This window comes from Aurantimonas marianensis, from assembly GCF_024195285.1.
Taxonomy (GTDB): Bacteria; Pseudomonadota; Alphaproteobacteria; order Rhizobiales; family Rhizobiaceae; genus Aurantimonas; species Aurantimonas marianensis.
Window position 1 is genome coordinate 1 of record NZ_JALHBS010000038.1, and the last position, 13,865, is coordinate 13,865.

Annotated in this window: 10 protein-coding genes; 4 read left to right on the plus strand and 6 right to left on the minus strand. The window is 57.5% G+C overall.

Annotated elements, in window-relative coordinates; translation table 11 throughout:
* Nucleotides 1–2,050, minus strand: a 2,050-nt coding sequence (locus tag MJ956_RS07220; RefSeq protein ID WP_253963809.1) for a tail fiber domain-containing protein, incomplete at its 3' end; no start/stop codon positions are given.
* A gap of 476 nt (nucleotides 2,051–2,526) precedes the next feature.
* Here MJ956_RS07220 and MJ956_RS07225 point away from each other — a divergent pair.
* The 3 genes from MJ956_RS07225 to MJ956_RS07235 are packed head-to-tail and all read left to right on the plus strand — an operon-like array spanning nucleotide 2,527 to nucleotide 3,991.
* Complete coding sequence (locus tag MJ956_RS07225) at nucleotides 2,527–3,132, plus strand: recombinase family protein (RefSeq protein ID WP_253963810.1); 606 nt, start codon at nucleotides 2,527–2,529, stop codon at nucleotides 3,130–3,132.
* A gap of 22 nt (nucleotides 3,133–3,154) precedes the next feature.
* Nucleotides 3,155–3,562: a hypothetical protein gene (locus tag MJ956_RS07230; RefSeq protein WP_253963811.1), complete on the plus strand. Its 408-nt coding sequence runs from the start codon at nucleotides 3,155–3,157 to the stop codon at nucleotides 3,560–3,562.
* Nucleotides 3,563–3,607: 45 nt separating this feature from the next.
* Complete coding sequence (locus tag MJ956_RS07235) at nucleotides 3,608–3,991, plus strand: DUF2958 domain-containing protein (RefSeq protein WP_253963812.1); 384 nt, start codon at nucleotides 3,608–3,610, stop codon at nucleotides 3,989–3,991.
* Between the two features lie 26 nt (nucleotides 3,992–4,017).
* On the opposite strand, the gene MJ956_RS07240 is transcribed toward MJ956_RS07235, so the two are convergent.
* Nucleotides 4,018–5,787 (minus strand): ParB/RepB/Spo0J family partition protein, encoded by a 1,770-nt coding sequence (locus MJ956_RS07240; RefSeq protein ID WP_253963813.1) that lies wholly within the window; start codon nucleotides 5,785–5,787, stop codon nucleotides 4,018–4,020.
* Nucleotides 5,788–6,381: 594 nt separating this feature from the next.
* Between MJ956_RS07240 and MJ956_RS07245 the strand changes: the two genes are divergently transcribed.
* Complete coding sequence (locus MJ956_RS07245; RefSeq protein WP_253963814.1) at nucleotides 6,382–7,485, plus strand: Fic family protein; 1,104 nt, start codon at nucleotides 6,382–6,384, stop codon at nucleotides 7,483–7,485.
* 178 nt (nucleotides 7,486–7,663) lie between these two features.
* Here MJ956_RS07245 and MJ956_RS07250 read toward each other — a convergent pair whose 3' ends face one another.
* The 4 genes from MJ956_RS07250 to MJ956_RS07265 form a co-directional block, all read right to left on the minus strand.
* Nucleotides 7,664–10,288 carry an AAA family ATPase gene (locus tag MJ956_RS07250; RefSeq protein WP_253963815.1) on the minus strand — a complete coding sequence of 875 codons (2,625 nt, stop codon included), beginning with the start codon at nucleotides 10,286–10,288 and terminating at the stop codon, nucleotides 7,664–7,666.
* 19 nt (nucleotides 10,289–10,307) lie between these two features.
* Complete coding sequence (locus MJ956_RS07255) at nucleotides 10,308–11,285, minus strand: hypothetical protein (RefSeq protein ID WP_253963816.1); 978 nt, start codon at nucleotides 11,283–11,285, stop codon at nucleotides 10,308–10,310.
* A 38-nt stretch (nucleotides 11,286–11,323) separates the two neighbouring features.
* On the minus strand, nucleotides 11,324–12,982 hold the full coding sequence (locus MJ956_RS18880; protein WP_253963817.1) for a type I restriction-modification system subunit M: 1,659 nt from the start codon (nucleotides 12,980–12,982) through the stop codon (nucleotides 11,324–11,326).
* Nucleotides 12,983–13,478: 496 nt separating this feature from the next.
* Complete coding sequence (locus MJ956_RS07265) at nucleotides 13,479–13,862, minus strand: hypothetical protein (RefSeq protein ID WP_253963818.1); 384 nt, start codon at nucleotides 13,860–13,862, stop codon at nucleotides 13,479–13,481.
* Between the last annotated feature and the right edge of the window lie 3 nt (nucleotides 13,863–13,865).

Genomic DNA, 13,865 nt, shown 5'->3' on the forward strand with positions numbered 1-13,865 from the left:
CCTCTTGGGCCTCCTGAGCCACAAGCCCGATGAATTCGCGGTCACTCGGCTCGCCACGCGGATTATCGGCCTTGTAGTGAAACCGCTTTGGTTTGAGACGGACGATTTCATCAAGTCCGGATTTATAAACCCCGTCTATATCTTTTAATCGTTCATCCGAAGAGGCTGCCCAATCACCACCTCCCGGCTTCGAAGCGGAACCATTTTTATTTAGCGCTATAACTTGATTTCCATTTGTACCAAGAGCCACACTCCCTTCCGCGTAAAGGTCAAATGTGTGTATTCCGCCGCCCCATCCGGTCGGCCAACCCGTTAAGCTTGTTATTCCGCTAGTTGGCTCGACAGTTAGTGTAGGTTGCGCCCCAATGCTTCCCGTCATGACAACGTGTCCGTCGCTAAATATCGCTATTCTCCGTGACATACTGGAAGCTATTTCACCTGCAATACCGCTTTCAGTCGTATAAAAACTAATGCCACCACCCCAAAAGCCTATGGCATTGCCATTTCCATCTGCCTCATAGCGCCAATTGCCATCATCATATCGAAGATTGCCGGAAATATATGGAGCATTGTGTGTGAGAAATAGCGAGCCGGAACCCGTGCCAAACTGTGCAACCGTTTGATTCCCGCCGCCCGCTTCATTACCATTGGCAACATGCAGTTCCTGACGAGGACTGGTGGCGTTTTCGCCAATCCCGACATCTCCGGTTGAGGTAACGGTTAGACGTACGTCGCCACCTACACCATCGTCGCTATTGGATGAGAAAATGCGAAAATCGGCATCAGAAGGGGTAGGATTTTCAGCGGTAGGTGAGCGAAAGACATCGATAGTCCATCTGGTAGCAAAATCTGCGTGACGAAATGTTATCCGTGGGGAGCCGGCATTTTTACTTATGCGCACGAGGTTTCCATTTTCTGTGAGGTCGAGCACCCCGCCTGGCTCTGTCGTCCCGATCCCGACACTGCCCTCCGCATCGACATACACGCCGGCCATTCCACCTTCTCCCACCAGTGCGTTTGACCCAAGGTCAATGTTCTGCGTGGCAGTGTGATCGCCTAGATTGTCAGCGGCGCCACCTCCACCCAGACCGCCCGCGCCAGTGTATTCGCAGAAGATAACGGCAATATTTTTAGGTCGGGTTTCCACTGATACTCTACCTGAATTTGGATTACCAACAGAAATATATGAATCTCCGCGACTTGTGCCTGCTCCACCACTATAAGTGCTATCCGGATTTGAATCTTGGAACGCAACAATATTATTTACACCCCCCGACTGTCCTTCAATATCGTGGGTGTGCGATTGAAATGCATCGGCTTGCACGCTTCCAGCCGTTCTCACGCCGTCAGGGTCGATCGTGCCTGTGGGGTCGATACCGCGAAGGAAACGCCCGCGCGCGGCCGTGTATTCCGTCCATCCCGCGGGACAGCTTGATGCCGAGAACGCGGCAATCATGCCCGTGGCACTGTCTACGCCGCCTGTCGGCGCATCGGTGCAACCCCACGAGGAAGTGGTGTCGTTCCAGGCCGCGATCTGACTGTCAGAGCAATTTAGGGACGACAAAGTGTCAGCTTGGGAAGGTTGCCCGCCGACGAAGTTGAAAGCTTGACCGTCGGCGTAGAGATCACTGATATTTTTGTTACAATCTGTTGTTGTAAACGCTCCTGAGTAACCAGAAAACGATCCGTCCGAACCATATATAACATTGGAGTTCAAAGAGCTACTATCATCATTAAAGCGATAATAAAAATTACCATCGGCAGGGTAAGCTGCGTTAATCAACGGAAGGATTATTTTCCCCCAATTCGGGCTCGTCACGTTACAGACAATAGCATCAGGCCAGCCATCGATTATCGTATCATTTTCCATGATGGATGTTGTGCCACCGGCCATGCCGACCCAATCAGTGCCGTTGCAAAACTGTGCGACTTTGTGTACTCCGTTGTATACAATAGAGCCTTCGGCGGCCGTGGGGCCGAGGCACGCAGCCTGTGATGTGTGCGGGATTACCCAAAGCAGCGCTGCAATAAAGAAAACGAAAGCCTTCATGGTGCCCCCTCAAACGTTTTTGGTGCGGGGGCGTCGTGGACGATTTCGATCTTGGGCGATGTTGTCTCAAGCGCGTGGAGGCAGTCTGCCACCTTAGCAAGCAACGGCAACAATTCGGCAGCGCTGATTGTTTGTCCACGTGTCGTAGACATGATTTCGATTTGGGTTTTTATCGTGCTCGAGCAGGTCGGCGCGCCTTCCGCAGCAGATGCTGCCGTTAACGAACCGCATAGCAGAACCGCCGCGCTATATATAATTGAGACGCGATTCAAAATACTAAACCCGTTTTTCCGTGATAATAAATTCGTCCCTTTTGAACGGCCTTCGGATCGGAGCATTTCCGATTCTTTTCGAATAGAGCTCAATAAAACGAAGTAATTATATTATACAATTGCAGTAATATTCTCATATATGATAATATATAATCAATGGACGCATTGTGAACTTTGTTGTGGGTAAAAGGGAGGCGGCCAAGAATGACGATAGCCGCCCGACCAGCGACTCATCACACTGCGCACATGAAAATCGGCTATGCGCGCGTTTCCACGGACGAACAGAATCTCGACCTGCAATTACAGGCGTTGGAAGCGGTTGCCTGTGACCGCGTCTTCAAGGATCAGGGCATATCGGGATCGGTCGCAGATCGGCGCGGGTTAAATCGCGCGATCAAGGCGCTCAAGCCCGGCGATGTGCTGGTGGTGTGGAAGCTTGACCGCTTGGGGCGCTCCCTGCCGCATCTAATCGACACCATCACCGCCTTGCGCGATCGCGGTATCGGATTCTTATCACTCCAGGAACAAATCGACACCACCAGCGCCGGTGGCCGCTTCTATCTCCATATCCTTGCCGCCCTGGCGGAATTCGAGCGCGAAATGATCAGAGAGCGCACCAAGGCGGGCATGGCCGCCGCCAAAAGACGCGGTGTGCAACTCGGGAGGCCGTTCAAATTGAGCCAGCAGGAAATTAACGAGGCGATCCGCATGGTCAAAGACGGCCGGACGCGCAATGCCATTGCCGCGCATTTCAAGGTCAGCGCCCTAACCTTGCGCCGCGCCCTCCACGCTAACGGTATGACCGACTGACCGAAACACCGGAGCTTAACTCATGACCGCGACGTCCCGTGTCGGCGCGCTGATAGAGGACCGCGTCAGCCACAATGCGGCGCTGCCCGATGAGGACTTCAGCGGGACCGAGTGGTGGCAGGTCAATGAGCATGAGGAACTGGTGTTCGCATTGGTGCCGAACACGGTGAAGCGGATCGGGGTGGTCTGGGGTGCCTACGAGCATGTCCTCGGTATTGACGAGCATTATGACGAACTCGATGAGGATCTGACCGCCGCGTTCTGTCAGGAGCATCCCTTCATGGCGCAAGCGCGCGGCGGTGAGATGCCGGAAATCAACTGGCAAGACTTCGTAACCTTCGGCGCACTGTTCGGATGCCGTCACCGCGATTGTGTGGCGTGGTACTGGAAGGTGTTTTTTATGATGGAGCGGCGCGGTCTGCACACGTGATCCTGAATGGTTGACGCGACAGGTCCGACGACTCACGATAGAGCCATGACGCTTATATCCGCCGATGAACACGAGCGCCTTCTTGCCAATGGCCGTAAGGTGCAGTCCGATCCGGACTGCACCTTGTCTCTTTACCCCGTGGTCAAGCTGAACAACCCGCAAGGGCTGGGTACGTGGTTATTGACGCATCTCGATCCGGCCAATTCCGACATTGCCCACGGCATAGTCGATCTTGGCTATCCCGATTTCGGCAATGTATCGCTATCCGAACTGGAAGCGGTGATTTGGCCATTCGACGGTCGGGTCGAACGTGATCCCTATTGGGTCAGTGCGAAGCCCATCTTTGCCTATATGGCCGATGCTCAGGCATTCCGGGATGATAACATGCGGCGCGCCTTTCAAAAGGCGAAAGAATCCCCGCCCGCCTAAGCGGACGGAGTCGAACCGGATAACGATCAAGCGGCGTGCGGTTTGTAGCTTTGTGCAGGAAACAACATATAGCGCGGCAACCAATTGGCGATTTGCGCCTCGCGTATCCCGCCCAGACAAGCCGTGATAATTGATTTTTGCACTTTGGCGGTCGCCGTCACATAAGCCTTGGCCGTGGTTTCGCCCGCCACTTCCGCGACCATAGCGTTGATCGCCTCCTTGTCGCGCAGGAGGTCAAAGAAGGTCTCATCGGGCGTCCACCAGTCACGCATATCGGTATTGAACTGCAGACCCAATGCCTCAATCATCGGCGTGTGCGCTTCGAGGGATTCGGCCATGACGAAGGTGAGAACCCGCATCACCGCCGCATCATCCAGTTCCATCAATGCGGCGAAGATGTCGGACGGCGAACGCCGTGATCCATAGTCCTGACGACGCGGCACGATGGTGTTGTCGGATGCGTCGTCATCATCGCCGTTCCCGAGGCCAAGCATTCCCCAAATGGCCTGACGCTCGGCGGCAAAGGCCTCATTGGCTTTGGCGGTGGTGACGCTCTCGGCGATCGCCTCGCTCGGTGCGCGCTGCGGCTCAGCCTCCACCGCCCATAAGCCTGATCCTGCGATCATATGGGCAACCGACAAGCGCAGGGCGACATCGGGATGGGACAGCAATTCGGTTCGTACGACGGCATGCCGGTGCAAGCCCAGATAAGTCTGCATGGCCTTGGTCAGTTCAGACCGTTCGGTCTTGGCATCGCCCGTCTCGGCCTGATTGTCGCGGCGGTCGGCTTCCTTGGCGGTGAGATAGCCTTCATGGAAGGTGACCTCGCCGTCTCTGGTGCAGGTGATGAACACCTTGCCGCCATCCTCCTTGGCGACATTACGATAGTCCCATGACGGCCAATAATTGCCGACCTCCATCAGCACGACATCCGTCCAGCCGTCTTGTTTGAAGGCCTCGCGCGCTTCGGCAACGGCGGTACTTTGCAACTGCCAGAACAGGTCGCTGTCGCTGAAATACCGATCCTCGCCGAACAGATCGGAGATGATGGGTGCGGTGTAATCGGCGATATCGAACAGGGCATTGCCCACGGGAATATGCGTACCGCCAAACAGCCAGTCCTTGAGCGCACGGCCAAGCGGGGCGTTATTGTCCTCGCTCTTGTGGAGCTTCCACCACGCCTTCTGCTGTCGCGGTGTCGCCATGGTCAGAATGCGAAGCGTGTCGGGTCTGATCTCGTCCCGCCGATAGGCATTGAGGATCGGGTCGATGATGTTGGCAATCGCCAGACGCTGATTGACCAGCCTCTCGGTCACACCGAACCGCGTGGCGATATCGGCAACCGTTTCGCCCTTGGCGGCTAGTGTGGCAAAGGCCTTGTACTGGTCGATCTCGTCCATCGGCAAGCGGGCGATGTTCTCGGCCAGTGAGGCCTCGATGGCCTTGGCATCATCGCCGTCATCCATGACGATACAGGGAACGGGATCGATTGCGCCGTCTTCGGCCAAGACCGTCAGCGCGTGATAGCGGCGTTGTCCCGCGATGATCTCGTAGCCTTCGCAGTTCGGCCGCACCAAAAGCGGTTGCAGGATGCCGAGACTGCGGATTGACGGGAGAAGATCGCCGACGGCCTTGCCGTCCTTCTTCCTGACATTGACGGATGAGGGTTTGAGGTCATGGAGATTCAAATGTGTGAGTTGCATGGGCTTATCCTTTCGTGAGCCGTTGAAGTGAGCAGGCGAAGCCCTCCAGACGGAGAGCCGCGCTTGCACCTCTGGCCAGCGCCGAGCGTCCATCTTCAAAGCCCGCCGCAGGCGGGCATGGACGGAAGGTGCCGAAAGTCCGGGGACGCCAAAGCCCTGCCGCTTGCGGCGGCGCAGCCGGTCCGGCCAACACGGGAGCCGAGCGAAGCGAGAAGCGAATGGAGCGGGCAGGCCGGATCAGGGCTATTGGGTCACGGCCCCGGCGTCGGTGTAAGCTGGACAAAAAGGTGCCAAGCGCGCCATCGGCGCGCCAACATCAGACCGGGCGGCTGACCTTCAGCCGCCGCCGTTCTTTTCCTGCCAGGGATCGTTACCCGAATGGGCCGAAATCCCTGCCAAGCAGGAGTTCGGTAGCAACGCCATAGAGCCCGTCCGGCGCAGCCGGGGCAGCACTTTGAATGGCCGATACAAACCGGCCAGAAAACCGGCCAAAATAGCGGCTCAGTTTCCCGTATCAATTCCTCTATCACTATGATATGTTTATATTTATAATGAATATGAAAGTGGCCAACAAACCGGCCAGAAAAGTGACCTGCATTGAGCATACGCGATGACAACGAATCAACCGGATTATTCGAACCGCTGATGGTTTCGGAGAGTTCGAGACATCGCGGCGCATTGGGGGACATGGCGCTCGAACTCGCCACCCAGTCCGAAGGCTTCCGGCGAAGCCTGCCGCCTTCGATTGCCGAGGCCCTGGCCGACCTCGTACGCTCGATGAATTGCTACTACAGCAATCTCATAGAAGGGCATAACACGCATCCGGTCGACATCGAGCGGGCGCTGCAGGACGATTACAGCGCTGATCCGCAGAAGCGCAATCTCCAGCTCGAAGCGAAAGCCCACATCACGGTCCAGAAATGGATCGACGATGAGGGATTGGAAGACGCTCCGACAGACCCGCGCATGATCATCGAAATCCACCGGCGCTTTTGCGAGCTGTTGCCCAAGGAATTGCTGGTCGTGCAAGATCCGACGACGGGCGAGGACGTTGACGTCGTCCCCGGCGCATTGCGCGAGAGAGATGTGAAGGTCGGGCGGCACATTGCGATCAGCCCGGGCGCCGTTCCCCGCTTTCTGGACCGTCTGCATGATGGTTATCGAAAGCTCGGCCGCACGGACGCGATTCTCTCAGCCGCCTGTGCGCACCATCGTCTGCTTTGGGTTCACCCCTTTATTGACGGAAACGGGCGAGTGGCGCGGTTGATGTCCTACGCCATGCTGCGAAACTCACTCGATACGCGCGGGTTGTGGTCCGTTGCACGAGGTCTGGCACGCCAAGAAACCGCCTATAAGCAGCATCTGGCGGCATGCGACATGCCGCGTCGCAATGATCTCGACGGCCGCGGTACGCTCAGCGAAGAGGCGCTGGCAGATTTCACAGGGTTTTTCCTAAAGACGTGCATCGATCAAGTCGCGTTTATGGAAGGCCTAATGAAGCCGGAGAAATTGCGCGACCGCATCATGATCTGGACGGAAGAGCAGATGCGGGCCGATGTTCTGCCGCCTAAATCCGACATCATTCTCAAGACAGTACTGTACCAAGGCGAAATTCAGCGTAGCGAGGTCGCCTCGATCCTGGGGATGAGCGATCGCGCGGCGCGGCGGATCACATCGGCTCTGGTTGATATCGGCGCCCTGACATCCGAAAGTACGCGCGCTCCACTCTATCTAGCGTTTCCGGCGAAGTTCGCCGACCGATGGATGCCGGGGCTGTTTCCTGAGGATTGATAGAAACGCTTTTCTCGTATTGCTGAACTTCAGGAGGCTCGCCTGGCTCGCAGCGCCCGATTAAAGATGCCGCGACGCCTTGTCCCGAGCCTTGGCGTCGATCAGCGCGATGTTCTTCACTTCATGGTAGCATCAGGAAAATCGTCCGACAAAAAGCCCATGAGCATAGCCTAGCCACCTAGGGCTTGATCTTGCTTTGTCGGTCTGTGACGCCTGCAAGCCACGTCTCGAGCGCGTCAAGTTCTTCTTCGATTCTTTCCGGCGTCGGTGCCGACGGACTCATCGCATCCGAGGTCTTATGGAGGAGGACCGAACACTGCCCATAGTGCTTACGCATGGTGTCGGCATCTTCTTGGGTGATGGCTGAGAGTTTGGCGAATCCCTTGGTGTCGACCTTGCTAGCGAAGGTGCGCAGGACCGGGGAAATCGCGTCCTCAACCGCCGTTTCCCATGTCTGCCTGAGGCTGTCAATCAGGCCGCGGGCTATGATGAGCCAGTTGGTCCCGTCCGGGTCCTGATCGTGCTGAATGCGCGTGTTCGCGAGATGAGTGCGCATAGTTTTCAGCCGGGCGGCGGCACTCTGCGCTTTATCCGGTGCTTCGTTCCGGCAATGACCAGGCCTGTTCTGACGCTTCTGAACATGGCGCAGCGCGATCTCGGTTTTCTGTGTGGCATCGTCCACCTGCGTGCAGGCGTTACGCAGCAGGAACAGAAACGGCAGATCGTGGGTGAAAACAATCACCTGCCGTGTCCGGCCTTCTTCAGCTAGGCGTCCGGCTATCGCTTCGCGGTGCAAGTGATCGAGAGAGGAAACCGGGTCGTCGAATATGATGCCGGAGCCGCTGTTGTTCGTCGCCAGTTCCGCCATGAAACCCGCGAGGGCAACGCAGCGATATTCGCCTTCGCTCAGAATGTCGCCTGCGTTCCTTGACGCGCTCTGGATCAGGCTGAGTTTGAAGCGCGAAACACCATGCTGCGAGCCTGCTTGCGTCAGCTCGATGGCGAGACCGGCCAGATTCAGGTGATCAATTTCCCTGGCAAACCGGGCACGAAGCCTTTCCGTAATCAGGGCTTCGGAGAGACTAGTGTTTTTGGCGGTGATGGTGTTGGGGCGCGTATCCTTGAGCGCGTTTTCCAGCTTCGCGATGGATTTCAGCCGCTCGATCTCGGCCAGCACGTCGTCCTTGATCCCGGACAGCCACTGCCGATCCTTCAGCTCGTCCAGTTCGCTACGCAGCTTCTTGCGCTCTTCGCTTTCATCATCGGCCAGAAGAGCCCCCGCGCGGGTCTCCAGAGCGTCGATGACGGTGTCGAGTCCGCACTTGGCAAGCGAAGGAGCCGGAATGTCCACATCGGCATTCGCCTTCAGCATCGCACGCAGCCGCCAATGCGCCCGGACGGTGAAGTCGCGCACAGCGGCGGCGAGCGCGGTGTTCCCCAGCTCATCATCCAGGAATTGCCGCTCTTCTATAAAATCGACGCGCGGGACGGCCTTGCCTTTGAGTCCTTCCCTGAAGTCCTTCAGCGTCTGCCGTGCCGACCCCGCTTCCTGCTGTGTCCGGTCCTGTACAAAAGTCTCGAAACGCGTCAGCCGCGCCGCCGCGTTCTCGCCCAGCGGCTGCTGGCACAGGACGCAATGCGCGGCTTCGTCGGTATGGGGAAATGCCTTCTCCGGATAGGCTTCGGCCACAGAGTATGCCCGTGCCGCTTCCCAGAGCGCGCGCCATGTTTCAGATCCCACCCCGGCGAGTGGTTCATCCTTGGACAAGTCCTGAGCGGCAAGGACGGCGGCGGCTTTCTTCGTCGCAAGGTCTGAGGTCAGCGCGGCAAGCCGTGCGCCGTTCACAGGCGCTATTGCCAATGCGAGCGTTTGCAGCCCTGAACGTAGGGTTTCCAGCCGGTGCCTTTGCGCGCGCAGTCGCCGGGCCGTGACCTTAGGGTCGTTGGCAAAATCGGACGTCAGTTCGCCAAACCGGGCGATCTCTTCGTCGGTGAGCGTCGCCAGCGCATCGAGCGCCTCGTCCTTGGTATTCTTGCTCAGCGCTTCCATGAGCGCTCCGGTCGCCGTGCTTGCTGAGCAAGACGGGTCGGATATGCTCTTGGGGGTCTGAGCCTTGATGGTGGCAATCTCCTCGTCGAGCTTTTGCTTGACCGCCTTGCATGCGTTCACAAGCCGTTCGAGCAGCTTCATCGGATAGGGCGTGTAGGCTAAATCGTTCGTTTCTTCGACATGCACATTGGCGGTGCGAGAGTCGAAAACGCTGATCTCTGAGAGCAGAGCATCGGTGGCTTCGCCGTTCTTCCATTCCGCCTTCTGGACCTGCGAGCCTGCACAATATTCGAGATCGGCCCGCTGCGGGCCGGTCTGCCGTTCGTAAATATTCGGAAGCAGGGTTTCCTCTTTGCCACGCGTTGTGCGTGCGCGGCAGGCGCGCTTCAGGATGCGGACGTAACCGGACTTGCCCGCGCCGTTGTCACCGTAGACGATAGTGACGCCCGTCGGGAGGAAGGTCAGCGTCTGGCCCTCCGCAAGAGCGTTCACATTCTGTACGCCGCGAATGCTCTTCAGCGCGACGGCAGGGGCACCCGTTTGCTGGGCATTGATATCTCCTTCCGCGAGCGGCTGGACGGCAAGGGTCTTGTCCTTGCAAAGAGCGGTCAGTTCAGCAAGGTCGCCATCAGCCAGTTCGCCCTGGGCGACCAGCCGTCGGAGGGCATCGCGCTGCCAGGCCGGGCGTTCTATGGACCACGCAAGGACATCGCGAAGGGCATCAGCTTCGGTATTGATTTTCGTCTCGGTCATCGGTCAATCGCATTAAGTATTAGTCTTCCGTATCATCGTCTTCGGTGTCGTCTTCGAGGTCTGCCGCCGCGCCGACAAAGAAGTGATGCGCGCTTTCAGCGCCATGCAGGTAGTCCTGTATTCTCTCTTTGGCGGCTGCAAGCGACGTGTAATAGTCCCGGAACGGCTTGGAGACCCGGTCAGCTTCTTTGCGTGACGGAGGAACCGGGATTTCGATTTCGAGATAACGGTTTCCGACGTCTTCGCGGTTGGTCTGCATGAAGACGACGCGCTTCCACTGATCGCGCACAACCTTCAGCGTCATCGCCCACAACAGGTAGAACGCATCGAAATCAGCCTCGGGGCCGGGCCGCAGGACAATGATCTCCTTGGTGCAAAGGACCTGCTCTTGGCCGGGCAGCAGGACGCAGAAGTCGCCAATGTTCTTGGAGGTCCGCTCCGGGCACAGAAGGTCGAAGGCTTTCAGCCCGGAGCTTTCGCCGCGCCAGAAGCGCCGGGCGACCGCGCGCGGAACCCGGTTCGTCGGGTTGATGTTGACGAAACCGGCGCGCAGATCGGACACCTTGATGTAGGGCACATCGCCCACACGCTCTTCCTGTGACGGTGAGCCGTGACCGCCCCGGATGGTGATCTCTCCGCCAGCTTGCATGTCGCCCAGGCTCTTGGCCGTAAAACCTTCAAAACAGGGCTTTTCGAGTTCAGTCCAAAAATGCCGGAGGAGCCGCTTGTCGTAGTAGATCGGCACCGCGCAGCTGGTCTGAACGAGATCGCTTGGCACAAAGCGCAGCGTCTCGGAAGACGCCTCGTCGATCTTCGCCGGATCGCCCTTCGCGGCGACAAGCGCTTCCATGTCGTCGCGCAGCTGGTCGTCGATCTGGTCAACCTGCTCCCCGGTTTCCGAATCGATAGCCTTCAGGCGCTCGCCCGTGACCGGGTCGATCTTGCGCCGCAGCCTGCCTTTTTTCGACAGCCCGCATGTTGGTGCCGTCGAGACCATGACATGATCATCGGAAAACCAGCTTGGACGGTGCATCTTCATTTATCCTTCCTTGCCGGTTTCTTCGGCTGCTCGATCTTTTCGAAAATGTAAAAATTGGTTTTGGCCCGGCAGAACTCCTCGAAGGCTTCCATCGGGATATTGAGCATTCCGCGAAGCTTGAAGCGGGTCTGCAGCCAGGTGGGAAGCCAGCTGTATTTCTTGCTGAAGAAATACGTTTCCGGGAGAATGATGCCTACGCGCCCGCCTACACGCAGCAGGCGGTAGGCGAGTTCAAGGTAGACAAGACCGATCTCAAGGTCGGCATGTTTGCCGGGCTTCTTCGACGCAGCGCGAGAGATAGTGTAGCCCGCGTCCCGGCAATCCGAAGCGGAGACCTTCAGGTCTTCACCAAAGGGCGGATTGGTGACCACGACCGAGAAGCCTTCATGGATAAAGGTCTCTTTCGAGCCCAGCTCATCAGCCAGTTTCGAGTATTTCGTTGGCCACTGATTGACACGCACGGCATCGCCCATAAGCACATGGGTCGAGCCGTCGCGCATCGCGACCATTTCCGCGCGCGTGAGCTTGACGCCTATGTCATCCTTATCGATGCCGTACAGGTTGTCGTTTGCCCATTTGACGAGGGTCCAGGCCTCGGCCTCTTCAGGGAATTCCCGCGCAGAAACCTGCCGCAGTGCTTCGATCAGGAAGCCGCCTGTTCCGCAGGCCGGGTCGATCACCTTGTCCTGCGAGGTGATCTCAAGAGCCATGATGGCGGGTCGGATGATCCTCAGCGGCGTCAGATACTGGCCTTCACCGCTCTTCAGCGCGGAGGTTCGGAAAATCTGGAATGCCTTCGAGAGAATTTCAATGTCGTCGCCCAGAATGCGATAGGGCCAGAGTTCGGCCACGACGGCGTAAATCGTCTCATCGCTCAACAGAAGCTCAGCGCGGTCGTCCGGGTGAAAGATGCGGGTCCGCTGCCGCGTGAAATAGTCCTGAAAAAGCTCTCTCATGCGGTGGGCGGTGAGCGTTATTTTGGAAAGATTATCCCCGTAGATGCGAAAATCAACGGGGGTGTCGCGGTTCGTGGAGCGGCTATAAACGGCGTCGCTTTCGAGCTTAACGAGGACAAGGTGAAGGATTTCGCGAAGCTGCTCCTCTCGCCGATTGACGCGGCTGTCACCTGCTACGACTGTGGCCACAATCCGCCGCAAAACAGCAGAAAGCTCGGCTTCTCCCGGTTCTTTCAGATCATTCCAAGTCGGCGGTTCATCCGGGGGCTGGGTGAGGTCGTCGCCCGGAGCCGGAAGCTTCGCGCCTTTGATCTCGACCCAATCTGCGGAGTGCCGCTTGTAAATCGCCAGGGTTTCTGAGCCGTTGGTCCAAAAGCCCATCTTCGCCAGCGGTTCGCTGGAGAGATATCGCGTGAGCTGGTCCTTCCCCGCCTCAATGTCCGGTGCCTTGAACTCGAAGATGACCTGAATGGCGTGCGGCTTCTGGCTGTCATCGGCGAAAGCGACGAGATCGGCGGTGCCACAGATATTGTATTTTTGCCCGCGCTCGCGCTTCGTCAGGTCATGGGGAGCATTCGGAATGGGCCATTCGGGCTTCCAGAGAAGCTGGTCCTGCCGCCACCCCATGCGCGCGAGTTCCCTGATGATCGTTTGCCGAACGCCTTCTTCCGGTTTGAGTGCAATGTCGCCGTCTGCCACGCATGCTTTCCTTCGATATTCATTCAAAAATGAGCTGCTCTTTTTTGCCATCATCACACGAAAAGCACAAGATAAAACTTGGAAAGAGCAGCTCATTTCTTAAGTATGAGCTAGATATAGAATTCTCTGCGTCTACAGATCAATATGTAGATCCTCCGACAGGAGGCCGTGAAATGGGACGCAACCTCAAGAAGGAAAGTAGTGCTTTCTAAGGGCGGTCTTAGGCGTATACACCTCGACACCAGCAGGGTGTTCCAACAACCCGATGTTGGCCGGGATGAAACGCCGGAACGTTTCACTGGCACGCCACAGGCTCAACGTCTGGAGAGTGTCAAAGGTCGGGAGGGATGCAACGGGAGGCGCGCAGCGGGCCTCCCTTGCCAAGATGGTGCTGTATTACAGCACACATCTTGCGGAACGACTTAAGTGAACGGTGCCCTGCTATGTCCGGGTCACCAAACGGTGCAGTTTGAACGCAAGCGCTCAATCCTTGCCTTCAATGATGCGTGCCGGCCGCCTCATCTGTCGCCAGCAATCTGTCGATCGCCGCAACGGCTGCTACAAGCTCGGCTCGCGCATGGACAAGGTCGAGGTCGACGACAACGTGTTCCCGTGCCGCCATCACCAAGAACGCCTTTAAGACCGCGTCCGAATGGTGCGCCAGCATCACAAGATGCGGTCCGCTTGGTCCGTTATCGGCGGCCAGCCAATTGACGACCGTTCGCTCTCCGGCGCCTGTCCAGCGCCGGATTGTTTTTACAGCACGGTGGGTACTGCCAAGTTCGCCATGAAGCGCAGCTGCGATCACCGCAGAGTAGGCCGCAGCGTCGTATTGGCCGGTTGGGCCATCATGCAAAGACATGCCGGTTTTCGGCAACATATT

Coding starts and splice junctions, on each gene's coding strand:
- MJ956_RS07225 (WP_253963810.1), top strand. CDS start 2,527: ATGACGATAGCCGCCCGACCAGCGACTCATCACACTGCGCACATGAAA.
- MJ956_RS07230 (WP_253963811.1), top strand. CDS start 3,155: ATGACCGCGACGTCCCGTGTCGGCGCGCTGATAGAGGACCGCGTCAGC.
- MJ956_RS07235 (WP_253963812.1), top strand. CDS start 3,608: ATGACGCTTATATCCGCCGATGAACACGAGCGCCTTCTTGCCAATGGC.
- MJ956_RS07240 (WP_253963813.1), bottom strand. CDS start 5,787: ATGGACGCTCGGCGCTGGCCAGAGGTGCAAGCGCGGCTCTCCGTCTGG.
- MJ956_RS07245 (WP_253963814.1), top strand. CDS start 6,382: ATGGCGCTCGAACTCGCCACCCAGTCCGAAGGCTTCCGGCGAAGCCTG.
- MJ956_RS07250 (WP_253963815.1), bottom strand. CDS start 10,288: ATGACCGAGACGAAAATCAATACCGAAGCTGATGCCCTTCGCGATGTC.
- MJ956_RS07255 (WP_253963816.1), bottom strand. CDS start 11,285: ATGGTCTCGACGGCACCAACATGCGGGCTGTCGAAAAAAGGCAGGCTG.
- MJ956_RS07265 (WP_253963818.1), bottom strand. CDS start 13,862: ATGTTGCCGAAAACCGGCATGTCTTTGCATGATGGCCCAACCGGCCAA.